Source organism: Rhodococcus sp. BP-316 (genome assembly GCF_019836105.1).
Lineage (GTDB): Bacteria > Actinomycetota > Actinomycetes > Mycobacteriales > Mycobacteriaceae > Rhodococcoides.
Genome location: NZ_JABUEE010000013.1, coordinates 52,023 through 77,966 on the forward strand (window position 1 = coordinate 52,023; position 25,944 = coordinate 77,966).

At 67.4% G+C, this 25,944-nt stretch carries 26 protein-coding genes and 1 tRNA gene; 16 read left to right on the top strand and 11 right to left on the bottom strand.

The window, feature by feature from the left end:
- Positions 1-31: 31 nt before the first annotated feature.
- On the bottom strand, positions 32-1,447 hold the full coding sequence (locus tag HQ312_RS20730) for an acyl-CoA desaturase (protein WP_037186465.1): 1,416 nt from the start codon (positions 1,445-1,447) through the stop codon (positions 32-34).
- 38 nt (positions 1,448-1,485) lie between these two features.
- The gene (locus HQ312_RS20735) at positions 1,486-2,583 is read right to left on the bottom strand and encodes a ferredoxin reductase (RefSeq protein WP_222641248.1); all 1,098 of its coding nucleotides are present in this window, start codon (positions 2,581-2,583) and stop codon (positions 1,486-1,488) included.
- 178 nt (positions 2,584-2,761) lie between these two features.
- Here HQ312_RS20735 and corA point away from each other — a divergent pair, with 178 nt between their 5' ends.
- A complete protein-coding gene (gene corA, locus HQ312_RS20740) occupies positions 2,762-3,778 on the top strand; it encodes a magnesium/cobalt transporter CorA (RefSeq protein ID WP_056443220.1) in 1,017 nt (338 codons plus the stop codon).
- An 11-nt stretch (positions 3,779-3,789) separates the two neighbouring features.
- Here corA and HQ312_RS20745 read toward each other — a convergent pair whose 3' ends face one another.
- On the bottom strand, positions 3,790-4,932 hold the full coding sequence (locus HQ312_RS20745) for an FAD-binding oxidoreductase (protein ID WP_222641250.1): 1,143 nt from the start codon (positions 4,930-4,932) through the stop codon (positions 3,790-3,792).
- Between the two features lie 95 nt (positions 4,933-5,027).
- Here HQ312_RS20745 and HQ312_RS20750 point away from each other — a divergent pair, with 95 nt between their 5' ends.
- A complete protein-coding gene (locus tag HQ312_RS20750; RefSeq protein ID WP_222641252.1) occupies positions 5,028-5,552 on the top strand; it encodes a hypothetical protein in 525 nt (174 codons plus the stop codon).
- Between the two features lie 2 nt (positions 5,553-5,554).
- On the opposite strand, the gene HQ312_RS20755 is transcribed toward HQ312_RS20750, so the two are convergent.
- The 3 genes from HQ312_RS20755 to HQ312_RS20765 are packed head-to-tail and all read right to left on the bottom strand — an operon-like array spanning position 5,555 to position 7,949.
- Positions 5,555-5,983, bottom strand: a complete 429-nt coding sequence (locus tag HQ312_RS20755) for a very short patch repair endonuclease (protein ID WP_222641254.1) — start codon at positions 5,981-5,983, stop codon at positions 5,555-5,557.
- Positions 5,980-6,789, bottom strand: coding sequence for a hypothetical protein (locus HQ312_RS20760; RefSeq protein ID WP_056443224.1), 810 nt, complete (start codon positions 6,787-6,789; stop codon positions 5,980-5,982). The genes HQ312_RS20755 and HQ312_RS20760 overlap by 4 nt, the downstream gene beginning before the upstream one ends.
- Positions 6,789-7,949, bottom strand: a complete 1,161-nt coding sequence (locus tag HQ312_RS20765; protein ID WP_051613573.1) for a DNA cytosine methyltransferase — start codon at positions 7,947-7,949, stop codon at positions 6,789-6,791. Before HQ312_RS20765 ends, HQ312_RS20760 begins: the two co-directional genes overlap by 1 nt.
- Positions 7,950-8,262: 313 nt before the next feature.
- On the opposite strand from HQ312_RS20765, the gene HQ312_RS20770 reads away from it, so the two are divergent.
- Positions 8,263-8,871, top strand: a complete 609-nt coding sequence (locus HQ312_RS20770; protein ID WP_269320107.1) for a putative glycolipid-binding domain-containing protein — start codon at positions 8,263-8,265, stop codon at positions 8,869-8,871.
- Between the two features lie 12 nt (positions 8,872-8,883).
- Here HQ312_RS20770 and HQ312_RS20775 read toward each other — a convergent pair whose 3' ends face one another.
- Complete coding sequence (locus HQ312_RS20775) at positions 8,884-9,843, bottom strand: prephenate dehydrogenase (RefSeq protein ID WP_307096718.1); 960 nt, start codon at positions 9,841-9,843, stop codon at positions 8,884-8,886.
- Positions 9,844-9,964: 121 nt separating this feature from the next.
- Between HQ312_RS20775 and HQ312_RS20780 the strand changes: the two genes are divergently transcribed.
- The 6 genes from HQ312_RS20780 (at position 9,965) to HQ312_RS20805 (ending at position 13,308) form a co-directional block, all read left to right on the top strand.
- Positions 9,965-10,522, top strand: a complete 558-nt coding sequence (locus HQ312_RS20780; RefSeq protein ID WP_027506608.1) for a tRNA adenosine deaminase-associated protein — start codon at positions 9,965-9,967, stop codon at positions 10,520-10,522.
- A gap of 32 nt (positions 10,523-10,554) precedes the next feature.
- Positions 10,555-10,992 carry a nucleoside deaminase gene (locus HQ312_RS20785; protein WP_027506609.1) on the top strand — a complete coding sequence of 146 codons (438 nt, stop codon included), beginning with the start codon at positions 10,555-10,557 and terminating at the stop codon, positions 10,990-10,992.
- 117 nt (positions 10,993-11,109) lie between these two features.
- Positions 11,110-11,307 carry a CsbD family protein gene (locus HQ312_RS20790; protein ID WP_027506610.1) on the top strand — a complete coding sequence of 66 codons (198 nt, stop codon included), beginning with the start codon at positions 11,110-11,112 and terminating at the stop codon, positions 11,305-11,307.
- Positions 11,308-11,376: 69 nt separating this feature from the next.
- Positions 11,377-11,467: transfer RNA gene (locus HQ312_RS20795), tRNA-Ser, on the top strand.
- Between the two features lie 67 nt (positions 11,468-11,534).
- Positions 11,535-12,551, top strand: coding sequence for an aldo/keto reductase (locus tag HQ312_RS20800; RefSeq protein ID WP_235579009.1), 1,017 nt, complete (start codon positions 11,535-11,537; stop codon positions 12,549-12,551).
- A 73-nt stretch (positions 12,552-12,624) separates the two neighbouring features.
- Positions 12,625-13,308, top strand: coding sequence for a YceI family protein (locus HQ312_RS20805; RefSeq protein WP_222641258.1), 684 nt, complete (start codon positions 12,625-12,627; stop codon positions 13,306-13,308).
- Here the strand turns inward: HQ312_RS20805 and HQ312_RS20810 are convergent.
- Positions 13,221-14,204, bottom strand: a complete 984-nt coding sequence (locus HQ312_RS20810) for a sterol desaturase family protein (protein WP_222641260.1) — start codon at positions 14,202-14,204, stop codon at positions 13,221-13,223. The genes HQ312_RS20805 and HQ312_RS20810 overlap by 88 nt on opposite strands.
- A gap of 35 nt (positions 14,205-14,239) precedes the next feature.
- On the bottom strand, positions 14,240-15,301 hold the full coding sequence (locus HQ312_RS20815) for a fatty acid desaturase (protein ID WP_374107174.1): 1,062 nt from the start codon (positions 15,299-15,301) through the stop codon (positions 14,240-14,242).
- 351 nt (positions 15,302-15,652) lie between these two features.
- Between HQ312_RS20815 and HQ312_RS20820 the strand changes: the two genes are divergently transcribed.
- The 7 genes from HQ312_RS20820 to tgt all read left to right on the top strand — a co-directional run bounded on the left by HQ312_RS20820 (position 15,653) and on the right by tgt (position 24,454).
- Positions 15,653-15,790 carry a hypothetical protein gene (locus HQ312_RS20820; RefSeq protein ID WP_155957101.1) on the top strand — a complete coding sequence of 46 codons (138 nt, stop codon included), beginning with the start codon at positions 15,653-15,655 and terminating at the stop codon, positions 15,788-15,790.
- A 19-nt stretch (positions 15,791-15,809) separates the two neighbouring features.
- The gene (locus HQ312_RS20825) at positions 15,810-16,391 is read left to right on the top strand and encodes an antibiotic biosynthesis monooxygenase (protein WP_027506614.1); all 582 of its coding nucleotides are present in this window, start codon (positions 15,810-15,812) and stop codon (positions 16,389-16,391) included.
- Between the two features lie 93 nt (positions 16,392-16,484).
- Complete coding sequence (locus HQ312_RS22105) at positions 16,485-17,123, top strand: TetR/AcrR family transcriptional regulator (protein WP_051613574.1); 639 nt, start codon at positions 16,485-16,487, stop codon at positions 17,121-17,123.
- Between the two features lie 55 nt (positions 17,124-17,178).
- Positions 17,179-19,509: an MMPL family transporter gene (locus tag HQ312_RS20835; RefSeq protein ID WP_222641264.1), complete on the top strand. Its 2,331-nt coding sequence runs from the start codon at positions 17,179-17,181 to the stop codon at positions 19,507-19,509.
- 66 nt (positions 19,510-19,575) lie between these two features.
- On the top strand, positions 19,576-21,309 hold the full coding sequence (locus HQ312_RS20840) for an ABC transporter ATP-binding protein (protein WP_222641266.1): 1,734 nt from the start codon (positions 19,576-19,578) through the stop codon (positions 21,307-21,309).
- Positions 21,306-23,240 (top strand): ABC transporter ATP-binding protein, encoded by a 1,935-nt coding sequence (locus HQ312_RS20845; protein WP_056443234.1) that lies wholly within the window; start codon positions 21,306-21,308, stop codon positions 23,238-23,240. The genes HQ312_RS20840 and HQ312_RS20845 overlap by 4 nt, the downstream gene beginning before the upstream one ends.
- Positions 23,237-24,454, top strand: a complete 1,218-nt coding sequence (tgt, locus tag HQ312_RS20850) for a tRNA guanosine(34) transglycosylase Tgt (protein ID WP_056443237.1) — start codon at positions 23,237-23,239, stop codon at positions 24,452-24,454. Before HQ312_RS20845 ends, tgt begins: the two co-directional genes overlap by 4 nt.
- An 88-nt stretch (positions 24,455-24,542) precedes the next feature.
- Here the strand turns inward: tgt and HQ312_RS20855 are convergent, their stop codons facing one another.
- Together HQ312_RS20855 and HQ312_RS20860 are read right to left on the bottom strand one after the other, a co-directional pair.
- On the bottom strand, positions 24,543-25,286 hold the full coding sequence (locus HQ312_RS20855; RefSeq protein WP_222641275.1) for a queuosine precursor transporter: 744 nt from the start codon (positions 25,284-25,286) through the stop codon (positions 24,543-24,545).
- Positions 25,287-25,364: 78 nt separating this feature from the next.
- Positions 25,365-25,944 (bottom strand): RDD family protein (locus HQ312_RS20860; RefSeq protein ID WP_261774315.1); only part of this gene is annotated, 580 nt, incomplete at its 5' end.

Below are 25,944 nucleotides of genomic sequence, written 5' to 3' on the forward strand. Positions count from 1 at the left end.
GATCAGTGCTGCCGTCACCGGCAGCGCGTCGTCACTCCCCGCGCGGAGGAAGCTTCGCCTCGACGCCGCCACCGTTGTGCTCGGGGCCCGAGTCGGGATGACCCGCCGGCACGCGGTTGCGGAAACGAGCCGCCTCGCTGGGCTTCGACGAGGAACCCCCGACGCGCTCGCCGCGGTACGGTCCGGGCTTCGGGGCCATCTTGCCGCCGGGGAAGGCGAGTCGAATGATGGTGCGCTGCACCGATCCCCACTGCTTCATCAAGGGGCCCGAGTTGTACGGAAGCTGGTAGCGCTCGCAGATGTCCTTGATCTTCGGCGCGACTTCCTTGTACCGGGTGCTGGGCATGTCCGGGTACAGGTGGTGCTCGACCTGGTAGCTGAGGTTGCCACTCATCAGGTGGAACAGCGACGAGCCCTCGATGTTGGCCGCTCCGACGAGCTGGCGGACGTACCAGCCGCCGCGGGTCTCGTTCTCGGTCTCTTCCTTGCTGAACGTGTACGCCTGGTCCGGGAAGTGACCGCAGAAGATGATGCCGTGCGACCACAGGTTGCGGATGATGTTGGCGACGAAGTCCGCCGTCACCGTGGCGACGAAGGTGCGTTCGATGCCGGCACCGTGCTTGTCCAGAACCTTGGCCACGGAGTTGGTCGCCTTCGACGAGCTCAGAGAGCGCAACCGCGCACCCAGCTTCGACTTGCCGGCGCCCGAGACGCGTCCACCCGAGACGACCTGCACCGCGCCGTAGGCGAGCGCACTGACCGCGGGCCAGCCGATGTAGTCCTTGACGATCTGACGGCGCGCCTTGGTCCCGATACCGCGCAGATCGGTGAGCAGGTCCTTCATGGGCTTCTCGCCCTTGCGGATGGCCTCGATGTCGAGGTCGTGGAGCGCGACGCCCCACTCGAAGAAGGCCATCAGCAGCAGGTTGTAGAACGGCTGCGCGAGGTAGACGGGCGACCACGGCTGGTTCGGGTCGATCCGCATGATCTCGTAGCCGAGATCCTTGTCCTTGCCGCGGATGTTGGTGTACGTGTGGTGCACGTAGTTGTGCGAGTGCTTCCAGGCCTCGGCGGTGGACGCGGTGTCCCAGTCCCACACCGACGAGTGGATGTCCGGATCGTTCATCCAGTCCCACTGGCCGTGCATGACGTTGTGGCCGATCTCCATGTTCTCGAGAATCTTGGCCACACCCAGGCAGGCCGTTCCGGCCACCCAGGCGGTGCGGCTCTTGGAGCCGAAGAGGATCACGCGCCCCGCGACAGCGAGCTGGCGCTGCGCCGCGATGACCGTGGTGATGTAGTTGCGATCGCGCTCACCGAGGTCGGCGTAGACCTCGTCGTGAATGGCGTCGAATTCCTTGGCAAGCTGTTCGATGGTCTCTTCGCTGAGATGTGCGAGCGGACTCTCGATGGACACTTCGGTCTTTTTCCCGGTGTCGATACTCATGACGAACCCTCCCTGTTACTGCATGTGAATCGGTCTCGTCAGAGATCGATTTCGATATCTCCCTCGGCGGTGTTCACGCAGATGCGTACCGCCTGCCCCGTAGGCTCGGAGACTTCCCCATTACGTAGATCTCTCAAACGTCCCTTCTTCAGGGTTCCGGTGCAGGTGTGGCAGATGCCGATCCTGCAACCGAACTTGAGATCCAGCCCCGCTTCCTCCCCGGCCGCGAGAATGGGTGTGCCTCCGTCGCATTCGACGTCGGTGTCGCTACGGATGAAGCGGACAGTGCCGCCCTCTCCTTCTTCGTCACCGCCACCGATGACGGGTTGGAAACTTTCGTAGTGGAATTTCTCCGGGTCACCCTCGGATTTCCAGTAGTCGCGCAGATCGTCCAACAGGTCGCCTGGACCGGAGCAGAATGCCTCGCGCTCACGCCAGTCGGGGCACAACTCGTCCAGATCGGTGGCTTTCATCCGACCTCGCTCCTCGGTCACCCGAAGGTCGAGACGCAGCGACGAGTGCTTGCGATCGAGGCGCTCGAGGGTCTCGGAGAACATCGTCTGGTCGCGACTGTGCACGGAGTGGATGACCACGACGTCGTGCATGGCGTCGAGGTGGTCGAGTTCGCGCAACATGCTCATGATCGGCGTGATGCCACTGCCCGCGCTGATGTAGAGCAGTTTGGCGGGCACGGGATCGGGGAGGGTGAAGACTCCCTCGATCTCGCTCAGTCGCACGATGTCGCCCGGCTTGATGCCCCGCACCAGGTACGGGGACACCGTGCCCTCGGGAACCAGCTTGGGGCTGACGGAGATCAGGCCGTGGTCGCCGTGCGGATCGGAGGTGATCGAGTAGGCGCGCCAGTGATAGCGGCCGTCGATGACCACGCCCAGTCGGAGGTACTGGCCGGGCTGGTGCCCACCCCAATCGTACCCGGGCCTGATGAACACCGACACCGCGTCGGTGCCTTCCCTCTCGACCCGGTCGACCTTCCCGCGGAGCTCCTGGGTGGTCCACAACGGATTGATCATCTCGAAGTAGTCGTCCGGCCTCAGCGGGTTCGACAGATGTTTGAATGCCTTGAGCATGGTTCGGCGGAATACCGAAACCTGGGGTCGTGCGCCGCGTTCTGCCACAGGTCACACGCTATCGCCACGGCGCGGATCCGCGTCCGTAAACGGACGATTGTGGACAGAAACGAGTCCGTTTCGCTTCCGTCGTCGCGGTGGACGAAGATTCGTGTCCGAGGTTTGGATGCGAGCGTCCTGGTAGCCGCCCGACGGGCGGCGGACGTGCGACGACGAGGGGTGAACTGTGCCGATCGTGGACAACGCCGTGTACGTGCACGGGGCGCGTACCGACGAGCCGGAGAGTCTGGATCGCACGTACGAGCTCCTGCGGGCGTGCGGCGGCATGGCGTGGATCGGGCTGTATCGTCCCGACAAGACCGAGATCGACTCGGTGGCAACCGAATTCGGGCTGCACCGATTGGCGGTCGAGGATGCCGTCCAAGCGCACCAGCGGCCCAAGCTCGAACGCTACGGCGATCAGTTGTTCGTCGTCCTGCACCCCGCGCGCTACATCGACGAGACCGAGAAGGTGGAGTTCGGCGAGCTCCACGTGTTCTGCGGTCCCGATTTCGTCGTCACCATCCGCCATGCCGAGTCACCCGACCTGGGCGTGGTCCGTAAACGGCTCGAAGGTGCGCCGAAGCTGCTCGAACTGGGAACCGAGGCCGTGCTGTACGCGATCCTCGATCAGGTGGTCGACGAGTACGAACCGGTCGTCGCCGGTCTGGAGAACGACATCGACGAGATCGACGACCAGCTGTTCACCGGCGATCCCGACGTCTCCCGTCGCATCTACGAGCTCTCCCGCGAGGTGATCGAGTTCCAGCGCGCGACCCACCCGCTGGTGTCGATGATCGAGGCCCTCGGCCGCGGATCGGAGAAGTACAACGTGGACATCGAGCTGCGGCGCAACCTGCGCGACGTGCTCGACCACGCGATCCGCATCACCGAGCGCGTCGACTCGTTCCGCGCCAACCTGCAGAACGCCCTGTCGGTGCACACCACCCTGGTGGGTCAGCGGCAGAACGACGAGATGCGTGCGATGACCCAGGTGAGTCTGGAACAGAACGAGCAGGTCAAGCGGATCTCGTCCTGGGGCGCCATCCTCTTCGCGCCGACTCTCATCGCCGGCATCTACGGCATGAACTTCGAGCACATGCCGGAGCTGAGCTGGACGTTCGGCTATCCGGCGGCTGTCAGCGCGATGCTGGCCGCGTCGTGCGTGCTGTACATCGTGTTCCGGAGACAGAAGTGGCTCTAGCCCCGTGCGGCTCAGCGCAGCCGGCCCGGCGCCAGGTCCTCCGCGGTGACGCCCCGGTCGGTCACATCGGCCGGTAGCGGCTCGCCGCGGACCAGCGCCGCACCGACGCGCGCCAGTGCCGCGCACGTCTGAATGCCGTACCCACCCTGACCCGCGCACCAGAAGAAGCCCTCCACGCTCGGGTCGAACCCCACCACCGGTGTGCGATCGGCGACGAAAGAGCGCAGACCGGCCCACGACGACCGGACACGGCGGCTCGTCACCACGGTCGCCTCCGCGATCTCGTCCAGGGCGCGGGCGATCTCGAGATCGTCGGGCTTCGCGTCACCGGGCGGGCACGGTGTCTCGTCGGCAGGGGAACAGAGCAGACGGACACCCTCCGGCTTGATGTAGAACGACTCGTCCATGTCGCTGATCAGCGGGTGGTGGGTGTCGGCGATCTCGGGCGGCGCGTCCATCACGGCGATGGTGCGTCGTCGCGGCTGCAGGCCGATCCTCGGTACGCCTGCGAGGTCGGCCAGGTCGTCCGCCCAGGCACCCGCCGCGTTCACCACCACCGTGGCGACGAGAGTGTCGCCGGTCGAGAGATCGACCCGCCACTGCTCGCCGACGCGGTCGATCGCGACGACCCGCGCCCCGGTACGAACGGTGCATCCGCGTCGGCGTGCTCCGCGCAGGAAGCCCTGGTGCAGCGCGTCGACGTCCATGTCGAGTGCGCCCGGTTCGACGACGGCCGCCTCGACTGCCGCAGGCCGCAGGAGGGGCGCCCGGTCCACCGCCTCGGCGGTCTCGACCAGGCGGGCATCGGGAGACAGTGTCCGCAGAGTCGTGAACATCTCCGCGAGAGCGTCGCCCCGACCCGGACGTGCGAACTGCACGAAGGGGCGCGGAGTCATGACCGTTCCGCGCACCATGTCCGGCGGGTCCACGAGGAAGGCCCTGCTCGCCGTCGTCAGGCCACGGATGACGTGGTTGCCGTAGGTCTCGAGGAACATCGCAGCCGACCGCCCGGTCGAGTGCATCGCCAGGGTCGACTCCCCTTCGAGGAGACACACGGTTCGATCGGACGAGAGTTCCCAGGCGAGCGAGGCACCCGCGATACCGCCGCCGATCACCAGTACGTCGAGGGCTCGAGAGGCGACATCGGTGGTCATGGCGGTCGAGGGTAGGCGGCCCGTGTGGAAATCGGGCGCCAGGGGTACCCCGTCCCGCGCGCAACCGTGCGCGCACTCGAACATCGGGAGCCGTCATGAACACAGCTGTCTGGATCGTCATCGCGGTCGTGGTGGTGTTGCTGCTCGTCGCCGTCGGCGTCGCACTGTCGAAGAAGGCGAAGCAGAAGCGCGTCGAGCAGGCCGGTGAGATCCGAGAGCGGGCCGCCGAGCGCAGCGCGGAGGTGGAGCGGTCGGAGGCGCTCGCGCAGAAGTCCGAGGCCGACGCCCGTCGTGCGCAGGCCGAGGCGGACGCCGCGGCAGCGGAGGCCCGCATCGCGCAGCAGCGCGCGCAGGAGCACCAGGGCACTGCCGCCACCGGGCGTGACGAACTGGACCGTGAGTGGGAGCGGGCGAACAAGCTGGACCCGACCGTCCACGACGACGGCACCCCGCGTCGACAGGACGCGAACGCGGCACAGCAGAATCAGAATCCCGCAGACCGGAACGTCACGGACCGGAACGTCACGGACCGGAACGTCACGGACCGCACAACCGGTCTCGGACACGCCGATGCGCCGGTCGTCGGCCCGCACGACACTCCGGGACGCCACGAGCGCTGACGTCAGTCGCCGGGGCGCACTGCCTCGGTGACCCGCTCCGCTGCCACGGCTGGATCCTCGTGCTCCCAGATGCGCACGACGGTCCAGCCGGCCTCGTCCAGTCGCCGATCCGTGTCGCGGTCCCGAGCGACGTTGGCAGCCAACTTGTCCGCCCACCACTGGGCGTTGTTGCGCGGGTGGGTGGCGTGCTCCGGGCAGCTGTGCCAGAAGCATCCGTCGACGTACACTGCGACTCGGCGACGCGGGAACACCACGTCGGCCCGTCGTCGCATGCCCTTCAGTGGGGCCTTGTCGACGAAGTACCGCAGTCCCGCTCGGTGCAGTTCCTTCCGCAAGGCCACCTCGGGCTTGGTGTCACGCCGCTTCTGTTTCTTGAACCGGGCACTGGTCGCGGCGTCCGTCGGCGGCGTCGTCCGAGCGTCGGGCGTCATTCGTCGTCGTCGATCTCGGACCAGCTGGGGGCGAACCTGTTGCGCCGCTCCACTTCCGAGTGCACCACCTCGACGAACTCCTCGAACGAGAGTGTGGTGCGGTCCGACGGACGGCCGTTGCGCGGCGGCGCGTCGTCGACGTCGAAGAAGCGCACCTCACCCCGGTACGGACCGTCCGGCTCGTAGAGACCGATGAACACCTTCTCGAACAGGTCGTAGCGCGTGTCCTCGGCCCCGAGGTCGACCCACGCTCGGCCCGGCATGCCGACGACGGGGCGCTTGCCGCGGCCCGACCGCTTGGACAGCGTCGTGACGTGGTGCGCGAACGAACTCTTGCCGATGTCGCTGCTCTTCGCGGGATCGCCGTCCTCGCACGTCGACCAGGGCTCGAACATCACGGCGACGAGCACGCTGTACGGCTGGCGCTGGTGCAGCACCATCGCCTCACCCCGCAGTTCGTGGTCGTTGCGCACGATGTTCTTGGTCCAGCGGCCGAGCCGACCGGACGTGGGGCTGTAGTCCTGGAAGCTGTAGGTCTTCACGGACACGCAGAGGATGAGGCCGAGCGTCGGATCGAGTGCCTTGACGTCGAGCCGCTTGCGTCCCTTCGCGACGTCCACCTGCGCTTCCTGGCCCAGGCCGTGCGCGTCGGGCGTGATGGACGGATACCGAGGCCTCAACGCATCGGCGACCACCTGCGCGAGGTTGTTGGACAGGCGCTGCGCGTAGTTCTTCTTCTCCCCGCGGTCGGCATCGGGCGCGGGACGGTCGCCGGCGAAGTCGAGTGCGAACGTCAACGGGAACATCAGGCCACGCGAACGGGTTCGGGGACGACGGGATCATCGGTCATCCGGTGCAGGTGCGACTCGACCGTGTCGAGGAAGCCGGGGGCGAAGCGCAGCCGACCCGAGCGTGCGCGCTTGAGGAACCCGGCAGTGGCCCTGGCGGACAACAACTTCGACTCCTCCAGGAATCCGCTCAGATCCTCGTAGGGGTGCTGGACCGGCCAGGTGCTCGCGGGTACCCCGAACGCGCGACGGTCACGGCCCCACGCGGCCGACGGCCAGCTCTGGCCGGGTACGAGCTCGGTGTCGGACCCCTCGTCGTAGGGAGTGCGGGTGGCCAGCTGCTCGCCGACCCACGTCGCCATGCGCACGCTCACGGCGTTGCCGACGAGCTTCCACCGGTGCCCGGCCCGGACACCCGGGGACTCGACGGCGGGGGCCGTCCACCCGGCGTCGAAACCCTGCAGCCGTTCGGCGTCCGAGATGCCCGGGGTGACCAGCTCGCCGGACGGGAGCCGGACGGCCGGGGGACTGGCGATGCCGAGAGTCGATCCGCCCTTGAGCGTGGGCACCGCGTTGATCGCCCAGCCCAGGCCGCGCACCCCCTCGGTCCAGTAGAAGCCGCACGGGAGGACGTCGGCGTCGCCGGCCTCGGGGATGCCCGCGTCGGGTCCGAAGAGCACCTCACGCGGGTCGTCCGTACGTGAGGCGAGCATGACGACGCGCTGACGCCGCTGGGGCAGGCCGAACGAGCGAGCGTCGACGACGCGATACGCCCACATGTAACCGAGATCCTCGAGCGCATGCGTGATGTGCCGCATCGCCGCGCCGCGGCCGAGCTGCAACATGAAGGGTACGTTCTCGATCAGCAGCCACCGGGGACCACGTTTGCGGGCGACGAGTCGGAAGACCTCGTCGACCAGACCCGATCGCGCGCCCGTGATGCCCGCCGTGCGACCGGCCTGTGAGAGGTCCTGGCACGGGAAACCGGCTGCGACCAGCTCTGTTCCGGCGGGGAGCGCCCGCAGCGTCGCGACGTCGGTGTGCAGCGGCACGTCGGGGAAGCGCGAGCGCAGCACCGCCCCCGCGCCGGCGTCGATCTCGCAGAGCTGAGTGGTGGACCATCCGCTGCGCGCCAGGCCCAGCTCCAGACCGCCGATGCCGGCGAACAGGCCGACCATGGCACCCTGGCTGGACACGCGTACCCCCGCTCACCGTCGTGTGCGACGGCGGCTCCGGACACCGACGTCGATCTCGAGTGAGGCTACTCGAGAACACCGACACGGCGTCCGACCGAGAGGGCGACACCGCTGTGAGCAGCGCCCGTAGACGGGGGCGTGGTGCGCCGACTCACGCCCACTGTCGACGAAAACCCTGCTCGTGACCGTTTCATCTCGCGAGAACGGGGCACTCGGACGTTGACGGGGACGCGGATTCACAGGCAATTCGCCCGGCTCCGGTACTTGTCGTGCTCGTGTGATCTACCGTGAACGCGTGACCACACCCACCGCCGATTCCCTGTCGTCCGCCGACGTGACGGGCTCGTCGTGGCCGGCCATCCTGACGTGGCGCGCGCACAGCGCCCCGCGTATGGAGTCGGTGCGCGTCCAGCTCAACGGCAAGCGGATCAAGGCCGCCGGCCGGATAATCGGCGGCGAGTGCGACGAACACCCGGCGTTCTCCGCGTCGTACGACCTGGTCACGGACGAATCGGGAGTGACCAAGCGGTTGTCCGTACGCGCAGCCGTCGCGTCGGGGGAGAAGCAGGTCTCCATCAGTCGCGACTCCGAGGGCTACTGGCTCGTCGACGACGGGTCACCGACCCGCAGTTCGTTCGGCGGTGCGCTCGACGTCGAGCTGGTGTGGAGCCCCTTCTTCAACACGCTCGCCATTCGTCGTCTCGGCCTGCAGACGAACCCGGCCGATCATCAGGTGCCCGTCGTGTACGTGGGTCTGCCGGTCCTCACCGCCCGCGCGGAGACACTCTCCTACAGCCGCGGTCCGCACGAGTTCGAGGTGGTCTCGCCCGTCGGGACGTCGGCCGTGAGCGTCGACTCGGACGGGTTCGTCGCCGACTACCGGGGACTCGCCGAGCGCATCTGACGGGTCGGACCGTCACGCCCGCCGGGGCAGCCGCTGCACCACACCGCCGCGGCGACCGGCGTCGACGAGGTCGCCCTGCCAGGACGGCGAGCCGACGACGACGTCGGTGATCTCCCACCACTGCAACTGCTCGTCGTAGCGCGACCGCGCCGCATGGCCCGCGGACACCAGTGTCTCGGTCGAGGCGTCGGCGACGAGAGCGTCCCTGGCGCTGTGCAACGCGGCGAGCGCCTCGTCGAGCGCGTCGACCAGGGCGGGCGCGTTGGCATCACACATCGCGCTGACCAGGGCTGGAGCTGTTCCTGCCACACGGGTGCCGTCGCGGAACGAGCCGGCTGCCAGCCGCAACGTGAGCTCCCCGCCCTGCGCGCCCACCGCGGCGAGTGCTTCTGCCAGCAGATGCGGGAGATGGGACACGCGGGCGACGGCGCGATCGTGGTCGTCGGCTCGGGCCGGGACGACGACGGATCCGGAGGACAGTGCGAGATCGGCGACCGCGAGCCAGGCGTCGGGGTCGGTGTCGTCGTCCACGGTGACGACCCAGACCGCGTTGCGGAAGAGATCGACGTCGGCCGCGAGCCACCCCGAGGCGGATGTGCCGGCCATGGGATGTCCGCCGACGAACCGAGCGCCGAGTCCGGCACGTGCGACCGCGGCCGCCATCTCCGCCTTCACACTGACGACGTCCGTGAGCACGCAGTGCGGCGCGTGCGCGGCCACCGATTCCAGGACGGTGTCGACCGCCGGCATGGGCACCGCGACGACGACGAGAGCGTCCTCCTCGGCGGCGCGCTGGAGGGCGGAGGCGATGTCCGCCGTGACGTCGTACCCGTCGGCGCGAGCGGCGTCCACGGCACCGGTCGATCGGTTCCAACCCCATGCCGGGCGACCCGAGTCGACCACGGCGCGCAGTAACGAGCCCCCGATGAGGCCGAGGCCCAGGACGCAGACGGGACGGTCGGGTGTGTTCACCGGGGGAAGATTTCCACATCGGCACCGTCCGCCGGGTGCACGACACCGAAATCTCCCGCTGTTTCCCCTGAACAAGGAGGTCTGCACGCCGGGGCGACGGTGTGGGACTACGGTTGCGCGCATGGCTGCACAGCGCGGAGGCAGTACCTCGTCCCAGGGTCGAGGTGACAACCGCTCCGACGACTACGACGATCTTGAGGGGTTCGCCATCGCGGTCGTCCGCGAGGAGGGCACGTGGACGTGCCGGCCGTTGTCCGCGGACGCCCTGACGAGTCTCAGTGCCGCCGAGACCGAACTTCGTGAACTCCGCAGTGCCGGTGCGGTGTTCGGGCTCCTCGATGTCGACGACGAGTTCTTCGTCGTGCTGCGTCCGGCACCGTCGGGCACGCGGGTCCTGCTGTCGGACGCCACCGCGGCGATCGACTACGACATCGCGGCCGACGTCCTGGACCGACTGAACGTCGATGTGCCCGATCTGGATCCGGACGAGCTCGACGACGTCGAGCCCTGGGACGAGGGCGATCTGGATCTGCTGAGCGACATGGGTCTTCCCGAGCCGGTCCTCGGCGTCATCCTGGCCGAGTCCGACCTCTACCCCGACGAGCAGCTCGGCATGATCGCCGCGCGACTGGGATTCGCCGCGGAGTTCGCCGCGGTGCTCGACAAGCTGCCTCGCTGACCGTGGTGCCTCTCCACCTGCGTGACGTCTGGATGCGTCGCGCCCTGGAGGTCGCCCGCACCACGCCGGCGGGCGACGTTCCCGTGGGTGCCGTCGTCGTGAACGCCGACGGTGACGAGATCGCGTCCGCGGTCAACGAACGCGAACGCCGCGGGGACCCGACCGCCCACGCGGAGGTGCTCGCGCTCCGCGCCGCCGCCGAACGGCACGGGGACGGCTGGCGACTCACCGGCTGCACTCTCGTCGTCACGCTGGAGCCCTGCACGATGTGTGCGGGCGCGGCGGTGCTCTCGCGAGTCGACGGACTGCTGTTCGGAGCATGGGAACCGAAGACGGGCGCCGTCGGCTCGCTGTGGGACGTGGTGCGGGATCGGCGTCTGACGCACCGACCGGAGGTGGTCGGCGGAGTCCTCGAGAGCGACGCGGCCGGTCTGGTTCGGGACTTCTTTCGAACCGCGAACGACGTTTGACGCGATCCGTCGACGGGGTATTACTGCCCGGTAGAACACCAGACGCAGCGTTGCGTCGCCCGCCTCGCCGAAACGGAGGGGTGGACGTCATGTTCTTCCGCTTCGAAGGAGCACCACATGGGACTCGACGACAAGATCGGCAACAAGGCAGAAGACCTCAAGGGCAAGGGCAAGGAAGCCGCGGGCGACGCCACCGGCGACCAGGACCTGAAGGCCGAGGGCCAGGGCGATCAGACCTCCGCCGCTGTCAAGGACGGCGTGGAGAAGGTCAAGGACGCCGCGTCCAACATCAAGGACAAGCTCACCGGCCACTGAGCTACCCCGAGCGTGACTCCTGATGTCGCGATTTCGGATCCGCGCCACCCATCCGGTAACGTATCCGCCGGTGGCGTGTCCGAGCGGCCTAAGGAGCACGCCTCGAAAGCGTGTGACGGGTAACCCCCGTCCGAGGGTTCAAATCCCTCCGCCACCGCCATGAGCCCCCCACCTGCCTCGGCAGCTGGGGGGCTTTGTCGTTCACCAACTTCGGGTACACCGACGAGATGAGAAACATGAACGCGATGGAGAACCGCACCCTGGGACGCACCGGCCGGCAGGTGTCGTGCGTCGGACTCGGCACCTGGCAGTTGGGAGCCGACTGGGGCGACGTGTCCGAGGAGGACGCCGTGGCGGTGCTCGACGCCGCCGTGGACAGCGGCATCACCTTCTTCGACACGGCCGACGTGTACGGGGACGGGCGCAGTGAGCGGGTGATCGGCGGATTCCTGGCCGATCGTGGCCTGCGGGACACCGTCACCGTGGCGACCAAGATGGGTCGACGCGTCGACCAGGTGCCGGAGAACTACACGCTCGCGAACTTCCGCACGTGGGTGGACCGGTCGCGCGGCAACCTCGGTGTCGACACCCTGGAACTGGTGCAGCTGCACTGCCCGCCCTCTGCCGTGTACGGCGACGACCAGGTGTTCGATGCCCTCGACACCCTCGTCGAGGAGCAGGCGATCGCGCACTACGGCGTCAGCGTGGAGACGGTCGCGGAGGCGCTCGAGGCGATCCGCCGACCGAACGTGGCCACCGTGCAGATCATCGTCAACGCCTTCCGGCTCAAGCCCGTCGACGAGGTGCTGTCCGTCGCCGCCGATGCCGGAGTCGGCATCATCGCGCGGGTGCCGCTGGCCTCGGGCCTGCTCTCGGGGAAGTACGACGAGTCGACGACGTTCCCCGAGAACGATCACCGCAACTTCAATCGCAACGGTGAGGCCTTCGACGTCGGCGAGACGTTCTCGGGCGTTCCGTTCGACACGGGCCTTGCGGCGGCTCGTGACTTCTCCGCCCTGGTCGCGGACGCGGCTCCGGAGGGTACGACGCCCGCCGCCGCCGCCATCGCGTGGTTGTGGCAGCACCCGCAGATCTCGACGGTCATCCCGGGAGCCCGCAACGTGGACCAGGCTCGTGCCAACGCCGAGGCGGGGCGCGTCGCGCTTCTCGGCGCCGAGTTCGATGCCGGCGTGCAGAGCATCTACGACCGCTACCTCCGGGACGTCGTTCACTCGACGTGGTGACGGACGCTTTTCACAGGGGATTCCCAGGCCGCAGCGGTGGCCGCACGTTGAAGCGACAACTAAAGTTCGTCCCATGAAGAAGAAATGGTGGATCACCGGAGCCGTGGTCGTCGTCCTGGCGATCGTGGCGCTCGTCGTCGGACCGCGCATCTACTCGTCGATCGAGAGCAGCGATCCGGCGGCGTCGGTGTCCACCTCCGGTGCCGAGGCGGCGACGGGCGATCTGGACGGTGAGTGGACCGTCACGCCCGGTGACGCAGCGAACCCGACGTCGGCCGGGTACACCGTCGCCGAGGTGCTCAACGGCACCGACGTCACGGTCGTCGGCACCACGCCGGACGTCTCGGGAAGCGCCACGATCGCGAACCAGCAGCTCACTGCCGGTGAGATCGTGGTGCGCACCGAGACCATCACCACCGACAGCGATCGGCGCGACAACCAGTTCCGCGGCAACATCTTCGATGTCGCGAACAACCCCACCGCCACGTTCACGGTGACGTCGCCGGTGGACCTGTCCACCGTGCCCACCGACGGCACCACGGCGACCGTCACCCTCGACGGCACGCTGACCCTCAAGGGCCAGACGCGCGACGTGAGCGTCGAGACGCAGGTGCTCCGGTCGGGCGAGACCATCGTCGCCTCGGGCAACATTCCCGCGACGTGGACCGACTACGGCATCGAGCCGCCGTCGCTGGGCTTCGTGACCGTGGATCCGACCGGGTCCGTCGATTTCCTGGTGACGCTCGGGAAGGCCTGACCCTCGGGCGTCCAGCCGGGTGGTCCGAAGACGTAGCCGAGTTTTTGACGCAGAGTCGCCGCCGTCCGCACGTCCCGTGCGATGGCGGCGTACTCGTGTGTCTGGAGCTTCAGGATGTCGAACGTCTGCACCGGAGTCGTCAGCCCGTAGTGCGGTCGGAACGTCTCGTCGGCGTAGGTCCCGAACAGGCGGTCCCACACGATGAGGATGCCGGCGTAGTTCTTGTCCAGGTACTCCTTGTCGCGGCCGTGATGCACGCGGTGGTGCGACGGCGTGTTGAAGACGAACTCGAACCAGCGCGGCATCCGGTCGATGCGCTCGGTGTGCACCCAGAACTGGTAGACCAGGTTGATCGCGAACCCGGTGAACACCATCCAGGGCGGGACGCCGAGCAGGGGCAGCGGCAACCACATCAGGATCTCGCCGCTGTTGTTCCACTTCTGCCGTAGTGCGGTGCTGAAATTGAAGTACTCGCTCGAGTGGTGCGCCTGATGCGTGGCCCACACGATGCGCGTGCGGTGCGCGATGCGGTGATACCAGTAGAAGAGGACGTCGACGCCGAGCAGCAGGATCACCCACGTGTACCACTGGTCCGAGGGCAGCTGCCACGGTGCGACATACGCGAAGATCAGCGAATAGCCCAGCAGCGCCAGGGTTTTCCATGCGGTGGTGGTGGCGATGGACACCAGCCCCATCGCGATGCTGGCCCGGGCGTCGGTGCGGAGGTAGCTTCCACGGGCCGGTCGGCCGGGTTCGTCCTCGGTCTCGTCGCCGTGGCTCTCGAGGACGATCGCTGCGGTCCACTCGAGCGCGAGCAGAACGAGGAATGCCGGCACCGCGAGGGCGACCGGGTCGCGGAGCGCGGTCGGCAGACTGTTCCAGAGATCGGCGATCACCCGCCGCAGTCTACGTGACCGCGGTCACACCGAGTTCAGGCGCGGTACTCGCGTACCAGCGGGCAGTCGAAGGGGTTGCGCTTCGACAGTCCCACCTGGTTGAGGTAGCGGACGACGATGCCGTAGGACTTCACGAGCGACGTCTCGGTGTAGGTCACCCCGTGCTTGGCGCAGTGCTCGCGCACCATGGGCCGCACCTTCTTGAGGTTCGGCCGCGGCATGCTGGGGAACAGGTGATGCTCGATCTGATAGTTGAGGCCGCCCATCATGAAGTCGGTGACGGGGCCGCCGTCGACGTTGCGCGACATGAGGACCTGGCGGCGGAGGAAGTCGATCTTCGCATTGGCCGGAACCAGCGGCATCCCCTTGTGGTTGGGCGCGAACGAGCCGCCCAGCAGAACGCCGAAGACGGCGAAGTGCACGAGGATGAAGCCGACCGCGAGCCCCGCCGGCATCGCGAGGAACGGCAGTGCGAACCCGATGGTGAGCCGCAGCGCGATGAGCGCCAGTTCCAGCTTGCGGTGCTTGATCTCCTTGGAGCCGATCAGCGTGCGCACGCTGGCGACGTGGAGTGCGGCGCCTTCGAGGGTGAGCAGTGGGAAGAAGAGCCAGCCCTGGCGGCGGGTGAACGCGCCGTAGAAGCCGGTGCGCTGCGCGACGTACTCGGGGACGAAGGCGATGGGCCCGTTCCCGATGTCGGGATCCTTGCCGATCTGGTTGGGCGCGTTGTGGTGCTTGCTGTGCTTGCCCTGCCACCAGTGCAGCGAGAGTCCTGCGAAGGTGCCGGACAGGATGCGGGCCGTCCACTCGTTCCACTTCGCCGAGTCGAACATCTGGCGGTGGGCGCCGTCGTGACCGAGGAAGCCGAACTGCGTGCTCACGACGGCGAGGGCGACGGCGAGCGCGAGCTGCCACCACGAGTCGCCCAGGAGGAACGCACCGACCCAGACGGCGACGAAGGCCGCCACGGTGCCGATGATGCGGGACCAGTAGAAACCGCGGCGGCGGGACATCAGCCCCGAGGCGCGCACGGCGACGGACAGCTCGGTGTACGAACTGACGAATCGATCTCTGGGGCGTTCGGCGGTGACGGACACTGGTGCCTCTGTTCTGTGGACGGTCTGGCCACGGTGGCTGTCGGTCGTTCTGGCAGTCGATGCAGTGGTGAGAACCGCGGAGAGGGCGGGAAGTGCTCAGGTCACGCCTCTGTCACAAGTGTGACACAGGCAGGGCACGGCGTCGACAGTCCGAGAGTGTCGGTCGTCTTCTCTCAGTGCATCCACAGACGACGGTCGACGTGGCCGGGCGTGGTCGTACCGCGCCCCGTCGGCGCCGTGGCGTAGTGTTCGGATCACGAGCACGCCGCGGTTCTCACCGGCGCCTCGTTCTCCCCCTCGTGACGGACGACTCGTTCTCCTCACCACCGAACTACTGATGAAGGGGTTTCCATGGAACCCGAACTGATCTTTCTCGCACCCGTCACCGCCGACGCGGAGCCCGTCGAGGCTCCCGCGACGTCCGCTGCCAGGGACGTCGTCAACGCGGCGCCGCCCGTCTACACCCAGCTGTTCTCCGAGAAGAACTGACTCCTCTCGATCGCCTGACATGACTGAACCCCGGGACGACCGGTCCACGTCCACGAGTACCGCGGTCACGACCTCGGTGGCGCGGCGCATCACGCCCGGCCGTGAGCAGGACTTCGTGGCCTGGACCGATGCCGGAATCAGTGTGCTGCGCACGTTCGACGGGTTCCTGGGCGGCGGGTGGCTGCGCTCCTCGACCGATCCGTACGAGTACTACGTGCTCTACCGATTCGATTCGGACGCTCATCTGCAGGAGTGGCTCTCGTCGCCCTTCCGGCGTGCCTGGGTCGCGCGTGGTGTGGGTGTGGCGGACGACCATGTGACGCATCGCCTCACCGGGGTCGAAGGGTGGTTCGAGCCACAGTCGACGCTCACCGACGCGGTCCGCGTCGTGGGCGCTCCGCCGCCTCGGTGGAAGCAGGCCATCGTCATCTGGTCGGCGTTCTTCCCCCTGTCTCTTCTGCTCAACACCCTTGTCTCCGAGTACCTCTCGCTGGGTCTTGTACTCCGGACCCTGCTCGTCACCCTCGTGAGCACACCCCTCATGGTGTACGTCCTGCTGCCGTTCATCACCGCCCGTGTGAAGCGCTGGCTCACTCCCTGACGGTTCGAAACACCACGCGAGCGTGGTGAGCGTCACAAAAGTGCACACCACTGCAAACTTGCCGAGCCGTGCAAGTTCCGTACTGTGGGATCCGTGAGTTCCGGACTACGCGACCGCAAGAAGGCGGAGACCCGTGCAGCACTCAGTGCTGCCGCGATCCGTCTCGGGCGGCAACAGGGTTTCGACACCGTGACCGCCGAGGCGATCGCCCGCGACGCGGGGGTGTCGACGCGCACGTTCCACAACTACTTCTCCAGCAAGGAAGAAGCGGCGCTGTACTACCTCGAGCAGGCAGCGTTCGAGTGGGTGGACCTGATCGAACACCGGCCGCAGGACGAGGACTTCTGGGACACGGTGCGCGCCATCGTCTTCGAGATCGTCGACGATCCCGAGCGCGAGTTGACCGAGACCGTCGCGGTCGCGCGGTTCGTCGAGGAGTCGCCGGCTCTGCTGGCGAAGAAGCTCGAGTTCGACCGCTCGCTCTCCGCGGCGTTCAAGAAGGCCGTGGCCCGGCGCACCGGGCTCGATCCCGACCGCGACCTGTACCCCTCGTTGGTCCAGGCCGCGGTGGGCGCCACCGTCAGCGCCGCACTCGGATTCTTCGCCGAGGCATCCGAGAAAGGCTCCACCACAGCAGAATCCGCCGGCGAGGTGGTCCGCCTCGCCATGCAACAACTCGAACGGGGCTTCCGAGCGCCGCTCACCGGTTCCACCCCGCTCCCGCCCGACTGATCGCGCGTCCGTCCGTCACCCGCAGCACGACACCCCCCGAACGAGGAGAACTCTCATGGCCACCTTCCTGTATCGCATAGGACGGTTCTCGTACCGTCGGAAAGGCATCGTGCTGCCGATCTGGCTCGCCATCCTGGTGTTGGCCGGTATCGGCGCGGCCACGTTGTCCGGCCCGACGAGCACGTCGTTCTCCATCCCGGGAACCCCCGCCCAGGCTGCGCTGGATCTGCAGAAGGAGCGCTTCGGAGGCGGCGAGGATCCGCTCACGTCGGCGTCCGCGCAGTACGTGTTCCAGGCACCCGCGGGCACCACGCTCGACTCGCCCGAGAACACGGCGGCCATCGACGGCGTCATCGCGAACATTCGCGGCATCGCCGCCGTGAAGGACACGGCCAAGGCCGATCCCGCGGCCGGACCGGTGCCCGAGGGTGCCATGCCGCTCCTCGATCCGATCGCCGGCAACCAGGCGATCGTCGATCAGTACGCGGAGGCCGGTCTCGCGCCGGACGTCGCGGCCGCGAACGCCGCGGCCGTGTCGCCGCTCTCACCGGACAAGACCATCGGCATCCTCGACGTGCCCATCACCGGCACCGTCACCGATGTCACGGCCGAGATCCGCACCGAGCTGACCGACGCCGCCCAGCCCGCCCGTGACGCAGGGCTCACCGTCGAGATCGGTGGCAGCGCCATGCAGGCCGCCGAGCCGCCCGGCGGCACCGCCGAGCTGATCGGCCTGGCCGTCGCCGCCGTCGTCCTCGTCGTCATGTTCGGATCGCTCGTCGCCGCCGGACTGCCGCTCATCACGGCCATCGTCGGCATCGGCGTCACCAGTCTGACCATCACCACCGCGTCGGGCTTCGCCGAGCTCACCCAGTTCACGCCGATTCTCGCCATCATGATCGGCCTGGCCGTCGCCATCGACTATTCGCTGTTCATCGTCGCCCGGTTCCGTAACGAGCTGAGCGAGACGGACGACCGTGAGGAAGCCGCGGCACGCGCCGTGGGAACCGCCGGCAGCGCCGTCGTCTTCGCCGGCACCACGGTGCTCATCGCGCTCGTGGCACTGCGCGTCGTCGGCATCCCGTTCCTGTCCCAGATGGGTCTGGCCGCCGGCTTCGGTGTCTTCGTCGCCGTCCTCGTCGCGCTGACCATGCTGCCCGCCGTCCTCGGACTCTTCGGCGCGAAGGCGTTCGCCGGCAAGATCCGCACCGTGCCGGACCCCGAGCACGACGACAAGCCGACCAACGGCTTGCGATGGGTGCGCATGGTGATCAAGCGTCCCGCACTGGTGCTCATCGTCGGTGTCGTGATCCTCGGTGTCATCGCCGGTCCCATGACGTCGCTGCGTCTGGCGCTTCCGTCGGTGGCCACCGCCGAACCGGGTACCCCCGCTCGTGAGGCGTACGACCTGGTCGACCAGGGCTTCGGCCCGGGACGCAACGGTCAGCTGCTGATGGTCGTGGACGCGAGCAACGTCCCCGAGGCCGATCGGACGGCGTCCTTCCAGGCCGTCGTCGACAGGGCGGCGGCGGAACCCGACGTGACCAACGCACAGCAGGCCGGGCTCAACCCGGCGGGCGACACCGCCCTGGTGTCGGTGACTCCCAAGAGCTCACCGATCAGCGAGGACACGCAGAACCTGGTGACCGCGCTGCGCGACGCCCGGGGTGGTCTGGAATCCGAGTACGGCGTCACCTACGGCGTCACCGGCCAGACGGCGCTCGAGATCGATGTGTCGGATCGGCTCCAGAAGGCCCTGATCCCGTACCTCGCAGTCGTCGTCGGATTGGCATTCCTGCTGCTCATGGTGGTGTTCCGATCGATCCTGGTGCCGCTGACGGCGACGCTCGGCTTCCTGCTCAGCGTGCTCGCCACCTTCGGTGCCACCGTCTTCATCTTCCAGGAAGGTGGACTGGGACTGATCTCCAACCCGCAGCCCATCGTGAGCTTCATGCCGATCTTCCTGATCGGTGTGGTCTTCGGACTCGCGATGGACTACCAGGTCTTCCTGGTGTCCCGGATGAGGGAGGCGTACGTCCACGGGGCGACCGCGAGCGATGCCATCGTCACGGGCTTCAAGTACGGCGCCCGCGTCGTCGCTGCCGCGGCGGTCATCATGATCTCGGTGTTCGCGGCGTTCATACTGGAACCGGACTCGTTCATCAAGTCCATCGGTTTCGCTCTCGCGGCCGCCGTGTTCTTCGACGCCTTCATCGTCCGCATGATCCTGATCCCCGCTGTCATGGCGCTGCTCGGCGACAAGGCCTGGTACCTGCCGAAGTGGCTGGACAAGATTCTGCCGAACGTGGACATCGAAGGTGAGAAACTCGTCCGCAGGACGGACGAGACCGCACCGGCGACCCAGCAGCCGGCGAACCGGAGCTGAGTCGATGAACTGCACCCACCACGCCTGTCGTCCGACGGGTCCTGTCGAGAAGGAAGGATGCACGACGTGTTGATCTCACTTCTCCGCCGGTATCTGGCGCCGTACCGCGGCGCGCTGACAGGCGTGGTGGTGCTGCAGTTCGTGGCCACCGTGGCCTCGCTGTACCTGCCCAGCCTCAACGCCGACATCATCGACAACGGCGTGACGACCGGCGACACCGGCTACATCCTGTCGACCGGCTCGATCATGCTGGCCGTCTCCGCCGTGCAGATCGCGTGCTCGATCGGCGGCGTCTACTTCGGAGCACGCGCCGCCATGGCGGCCGGCCGCGACATCCGCGGGGCGCTCCTCGACCGCGTCGGCACTTTCTCGGCGCGCGAGGTCGGGACGTTCGGCGCTCCGTCGCTCATCACCCGCAACACGAACGATGTTCAGCAGGTGCAGATGGTGGTTCTGATGGGCTGCACCATCCTGGTGATGGCGCCCATCATGTGCGTCGGCGGCATCGTCATGGCTCTGCGCGAGGACTTCGGACTGTCGTGGCTCCTCGGTATCGCCGTTCCTGCGCTGGCGCTGAGCATGGGCTTCGTCGTGGTCCGCATGGTTCCGGCGTTCAAGGTCATGCAGAAGCGCATCGACACGGTCAACCGCGTTCTGCGCGAGCAGATCACGGGCATCCGCGTGGTGCGCGCCTTCGTGCGCGAGCCGTACGAGGTGGAGCGTTTCGACGACGCGAACACCGCCCTCACCGCCACCGCACTGCAGGTCGGTCGTCTGATGGCGCTCATGTTCCCGGTGGTCATGCTCATCAGCAACGTCACCAGCGTCGCGGTGATCTGGTTCGGCGGTCACGCCGTCGACGAGGGACGCATGGAGATCGGATCGCTGACGGCCCTGCTGAGCTACATCATGCAGATCCTGATGTCGGTGATCATGGCGTCGTTCATCGCGATGATGATCCCGCGCGCCAGCGTGTGTGCCGAGCGCATCACCGAGGTGCTCGACACGAATTCGTCCGTCGTGCCCTCCGCGAAGCCCGTCGTCTTCGCCTCGGCGCCGTCGACGGTGGAGTTCGACAAGGCCGGTTTCGCGTATCCCGCGGCCGATCACCCGGTGCTCTGCGACGTGTCGTTCCGGGCGACGGCCGGAACCACCACGGCCGTGATCGGCAGCACCGGCTCGGGCAAGACGACGCTGATCAACCTGATCCCGCGTCTCATCGACACGACCGACGGAGTGGTGCGCGTGGGCGGAACCGATGTGCGAGAACTCGATCCGGAGGCGCTGCGAGCGGAGATCGGACTGATCCCCCAGCGGCCCTTCCTGTTCTCCGGCACCATCGCCTCCAATCTTCGCTACGGCAAGGAGGACGCCACGGAGGCCGAGATGTGGGACGCACTCGAGGTGGCGCAGGCCGCCGACTTCGTCCGCGAGATGCCCGAGGGTCTCGAGACCCCCGTCGCCCAGGGCGGCACCACCGTCTCCGGTGGGCAGCGTCAGCGACTGGCCATCGCCCGCGCCATCATCCGGCGGCCGAGCATCTACGTCTTCGACGACGCGTTCTCCGCTCTCGACCTGACGACGGACGCGAATCTCCGAGCGGCCCTGCGCCCCATCACACGTGACGCCTGCGTCATCGTCGTCGCGCAGCGGGTGTCCACCATCCGCGACGCGGACAGCATCGTGGTGCTCGACGACGGCAGGATGGTCGGCCTCGGTACGCACGACGAGCTGCTCGAGACGTGTCCCACCTATGCCGAGATCGTCGACTCGCAGCGCACCGCAGCAGGTGTCGCATGACGCGGCCCGGCGGTCCTCCCGGTCCCGGTGCTCCCGGCACCAAGGCGATGAGCTTCGGACCGTCCGTCAGGCGGCTGCTGCGCCGGCTCCTTCCGCAGCGCATGCTGCTCTCGGTGGTACTCGTGTTCGCCGTCGCCAGCGTCGTTCTCACCGTTCTCGCCCCGAACATCCTGGGCAGAGCCACCAACCTCATCTTCGACGGCATCGTCGGCCGTTCGCTCGACCCCTCGCTGACCAAGGAGCAGGTCGTCGACGGTCTCCGCGCCTCGGGTGAGGGCACACGCGCCGACATGGTGTCGAGCATGGACGTCGTCCCCGGTCGGGGAGTCGACTTCGACGCCGTCGGCAAGGTGCTGGTCCTCGTCCTCATCCTCTACATCGGGTCCGCACTGCTGTCCTGGGTGCAGGGCTACATTCTCAACATCGCGCTGCAACGCGTCATCAAGCGTCTGCGTACCGACGTCGAGAACAAGATCCACCGGTTGCCGTTGCGCTACTTCGACTCCCACAAGCGCGGCGACGTGCTCTCGCGAGTCACCAACGACATCGACAACGTCTCGCAGAGCCTGCAACAGACACTCAGCCAGCTCGTGGTCTCGGTGCTCACGGTCTTCGGCATCCTGGGCATGATGCTGTGGATCTCGCCGCTGCTCGCACTGGTCGCGATCCTGACGGTGCCGCTGTCGATCGTGGTGACGGCAATGATCGCCAAGCGCTCGCAGCCGCACTTCATCGCGCAGTGGAAGCAGACCGGCGCGCTCAACGCACAGGTCGAGGAGGCCTACACCGGCCACGAGCTGGTCAAGGCCTACGGCCGCCAGCACGAGACGGCGCGGGTGTTCCACGAGAGCAACGAGGAGCTGTACCAGGCGAGCTTCCGGGCACAGTTCATCTCCGGAATCGTCATGCCCGCCATCATGTTCCTGGGCAACCTCAACTACGTCGCCATCGCCGTGGTGGGCGGACTGCGCGTCGCGTCCGGCACGCTGAGCCTGGGCGAGGTGCAGGCCTTCATCCAGTACTCCCGCCAGTTCACGCAGCCGCTCACGCAGATCGGCTCGATGGTCAACCTGCTCCAGTCGGGTGTCGCCTCGGCGGAGCGCATCTTCGAGATCCTCGACGCCGAGGAGGAGGGCGCCGATCCGTCGGCACCCGTCACCCCCACCACGCGCAGTGGACGCGTCGAGTTCCGGGACGTGTCGTTCCGCTACGAACCGGAGCGTCCGCTCATCGACGGGCTGTCCTTCGTGGCGGAGCCCGGCCAGATGGTCGCGATCGTCGGCCCCACCGGCGCCGGCAAGACGACGCTCGTGAACCTCGTGATGCGGTTCTACGACATCGATTCCGGCTCGATCACGCTCGACGGTGTGGACACGCGTGACATGACGCGGGCGACGCTGCGATCGCGCACCGGCATGGTGCTGCAGGACACCTGGCTGTTCGGCGGCAGCATCCGCGACAACATCGCGTACGGCAACAGTGGCGCCACCGAGGAGTCGATCATGGAGGCGGCGCGGGTGAGTTACGTCGACCGTTTCGTGCACTCGCTGCCCGACGGGTACGACACCGTCATCGACGAGGAGGGCAGCAACGTCAGTGCGGGCGAGAAGCAGTTGATCACCATCGCGCGCGCGTTCCTCGCCGACCCGGCCGTGCTGATCCTCGACGAGGCCACCAGCTCCGTCGACACCCGTACCGAGCTGCTGGTGCAGAAGGCCACCGCGGCCCTGCGCAGCGATCGCACGAGTTTCGTGATCGCGCACCGCCTCTCCACGATCCGCGACGCCGATCTGATCCTGGTGATGGAGAACGGGTCCATCGTGGAGAAGGGCACGCACGACGAGCTCATCGCGGCGCGCGGCGCCTACCACCGTCTCAGTGCGTCCGGCCTGCAGGAGCAGCAGTTGGCGTCTGGTTCGATGGGGGCATGACCGACCTCTTCACAGTCGAGACCCGTATCGAGGACCATCTCGGTCGAACCGGCACCCTGCGGACGCCGCACGGCGACATCGAGACCCCCGCGTTCATCGCCGTCGGCACCAAGGCCACCGTGAAGGCGGTGCTGCCGGAGTCGATGAAAGAGCTGGGCGCACAGGCGGTCCTGGCGAACGCCTACCACCTGTACCTGCAGCCGGGGCCCGACATCGTGGACGAGGCCGGGGGACTCGGCACGTTCATGAACTGGGACGGCCCGACGTTCACCGACAGCGGCGGGTTCCAGGTGATGTCGCTCGGCGTCGGGTTCAAGAAGGTCATCTCGATGGACGCCACTCGGGTGGAGTCTGACGACGTCATCGCCGAGGGCAAGGAGCGCCTCGCGCACGTCGACGACGACGGCGTGACGTTCAAGTCCCACCTCGACGGATCGCGGCACCGCTTCACTCCCGAGGTGTCGATGCAGATCCAGCACCAGCTCGGCGCGGACATCATGTTCGCGTTCGACGAGCTGACCACGTTGATGAACACCCGTGCGTACCAGGAACAGTCGCTGGACCGCACGCAGGCGTGGGCGGTGCGGTGCATCGCCGAGCACGAGCGCCTCACGGCCGAGCGCGCCGACAAGCCGTACCAGGCGCTGTTCGGTGTGGTGCAGGGTGCGCAGTACGAGGACCTTCGTCGGAAGGCGGCACACGATCTCGAGACCATCGTCGGCGAGACCGGGCGCGGATTCGACGGCTACGGCATCGGCGGCGCTCTGGAGAAGCAGAACCTCGGCACCATCGTCCGCTGGGTGAACGAGGAACTGCCCGAACACAAACCGCGCCACATGCTCGGGATCAGCGAGCCGGACGACTTCTTCGTCGCCATCGAGAACGGTGCCGACACGTTCGACTGCGTGAATCCGTCACGCGTGGCCCGGAACGCGGCGATCTACACACCGGACGGGCGCTTCAACATCAACACCGCGCGGTTCCGTCGGGACTTCACGCCGATCGACGAGGAGTGCGACTGCTACACCTGCGCGCACTACACGCGGGCGTACATGCATCACCTGTTCAAGGCCAAGGAGATGCTGGCCTCGACCCTCGCCACCATTCACAACGAGCGGTTCACCGTGCGGCTGGTGGACGACATCCGCGCCTCCATCCGCGACGGGCGGTTCCAGGAGTTCAAGAAGGAGACCCTGGCGCGCTTCTATTCCTGAGCCGCAACTCCCCGCGAGTACGCCCATAGTGTCGTGAAGTCGTGCTCGACAACGACAGTATCGACGTACTCGCGGGGGCGGGCGGGGGTCAGTCCGGGGAGTAGGTCGGCTCGCGCTTCTTGATGTACGCGATGACGGCGTAGGTGATCGGGAGCACGAGCACCTCGACGAGGGTCTTCCACAGGAAGCCGACGATGACGTAGTTCACGAAGTCGGCGCCCGTCGTGATGCCGATGACGCCGGCCGCGATGCTGCAGAAGATCAGGGTGTCGAAGAACTCGCCGACCACCGTCGACCCGATGAGGCGGGCCCACAGGTGCTTCTCCTTGGTGCGTTCCTTGATCTTCACCAGCACGATGGAGTTCAACAGCTGTCCGACGGTGTAACCGGCGAGACCGGCGAGGACCAGGCGCGGCACGACGCCGACGACGGTCTCGAGTGCGGCCTGGTTCTCGTAGAACGACGCGGCGGGGAGTTCGATGGCGATCCAGAAGCAGACCGATGTGAGCAGGAGAGAGCCGAAGCCCAGGTAGATGGCGCGGCGCGTCGCCTTGAGCCCGTACACCTCGCTGAGCACATCGCCGAGGATGTACGCGAGGGGGAAGAGGAAGAACGCGCCGTCGGTGTTGATGGGGAGAATCTGGAAGGGCCCGAGCGAGACGTCGGACGCGGCGAAGAAGGCGACACCCTTGCTGGCGGCCACGTTCGAGATCAGCAGCGTCGCGACGAAGAGCGCGACGATGGCGGGGTAGAAGCCACGGCTGATGTGGGCGAACGAGGCCTGTCCAGACGGAGTGTCGTCGTCGGTGGCGGTGGAGTTGGTTGCAGTCACCGGTCGATCCAAGCACCGAGACGACGACGGGCGCGAATCCCCGAAGGGATCCGCGCCCGATGTCGGTGTGTGCGGAGGCTACTTCTTGACCACCTGGGTGCCACCGGCGAACTGATCGTGCTTGCCCTGCTTGGTGGGGCTCGAGTTGACCGTGACGGCGATGACGATCACGGCGATGAACGCGAGCAGGCTACCGAGGAACGGGATGATGTTGAGCAGCGTGAACGCGTTGCGGATCGCGGACTGCTGCAGCGTCGGCCGCGGCGTGCCGGCGGGACCGTGCACCTGGAGTCCGAGGATCTTCTTGCCGAGTGTCGCGCCCTGGCTGACCTCGAGGCCGACGAAGTACGCGAACGTCAGGACGCCGGAGAAGAGTCCGGTGACGAGGATGTTGTCGGTCGCACCGAAGATCGCGGCGAGGATCAGCGCGACGATGCCGACGATGATCCCGTCGATGATGCGCGCGCCCAGTCGAATGCCGAGCCCACCGGGCTGACCGCCGCCGGGCACTCCACCGAAGTTCGAGCCACCGTAGTTGGTGGTGTTGTCGAACTGCGGGGGCGTCGGGTAGCCACCCTGCTGGGGGTAGCCGCCCTGCTGGGGGTAGCCACCCTGCTGTGGCGGGTAGTTGCCCTGCGAGGGCGGGGGGTAACTGCCC

Coding starts and splice junctions, on each gene's coding strand:
- HQ312_RS20760 (WP_056443224.1), bottom strand. CDS start 6,789: ATGTTCCCGTTGACGTTCGCACTCGACTTCGCCGGCGACCGTCCCGCG.
- HQ312_RS20765 (WP_051613573.1), bottom strand. CDS start 7,949: ATGGTCGGCCTGTTCGCCGGCATCGGCGGTCTGGAGCTGGGCCTGGCG.
- HQ312_RS20780 (WP_027506608.1), top strand. CDS start 9,965: ATGGCTGCACAGCGCGGAGGCAGTACCTCGTCCCAGGGTCGAGGTGAC.
- HQ312_RS20845 (WP_056443234.1), top strand. CDS start 21,306: ATGACGCGGCCCGGCGGTCCTCCCGGTCCCGGTGCTCCCGGCACCAAG.
- HQ312_RS20785 (WP_027506609.1), top strand. CDS start 10,555: ATGCGTCGCGCCCTGGAGGTCGCCCGCACCACGCCGGCGGGCGACGTT.
- tgt (WP_056443237.1), top strand. CDS start 23,237: ATGACCGACCTCTTCACAGTCGAGACCCGTATCGAGGACCATCTCGGT.
- HQ312_RS20835 (WP_222641264.1), top strand. CDS start 17,179: ATGGCCACCTTCCTGTATCGCATAGGACGGTTCTCGTACCGTCGGAAA.
- HQ312_RS20745 (WP_222641250.1), bottom strand. CDS start 4,932: ATGACCACCGATGTCGCCTCTCGAGCCCTCGACGTACTGGTGATCGGC.
- HQ312_RS20790 (WP_027506610.1), top strand. CDS start 11,110: ATGGGACTCGACGACAAGATCGGCAACAAGGCAGAAGACCTCAAGGGC.
- HQ312_RS20750 (WP_222641252.1), top strand. CDS start 5,028: ATGAACACAGCTGTCTGGATCGTCATCGCGGTCGTGGTGGTGTTGCTG.
- HQ312_RS20820 (WP_155957101.1), top strand. CDS start 15,653: ATGGAACCCGAACTGATCTTTCTCGCACCCGTCACCGCCGACGCGGAG.
- HQ312_RS20805 (WP_222641258.1), top strand. CDS start 12,625: ATGAAGAAGAAATGGTGGATCACCGGAGCCGTGGTCGTCGTCCTGGCG.
- HQ312_RS20755 (WP_222641254.1), bottom strand. CDS start 5,983: ATGACGCCCGACGCTCGGACGACGCCGCCGACGGACGCCGCGACCAGT.
- HQ312_RS20730 (WP_037186465.1), bottom strand. CDS start 1,447: ATGAGTATCGACACCGGGAAAAAGACCGAAGTGTCCATCGAGAGTCCG.
- HQ312_RS20800 (WP_235579009.1), top strand. CDS start 11,535: ATGAGAAACATGAACGCGATGGAGAACCGCACCCTGGGACGCACCGGC.
- HQ312_RS20825 (WP_027506614.1), top strand. CDS start 15,810: ATGACTGAACCCCGGGACGACCGGTCCACGTCCACGAGTACCGCGGTC.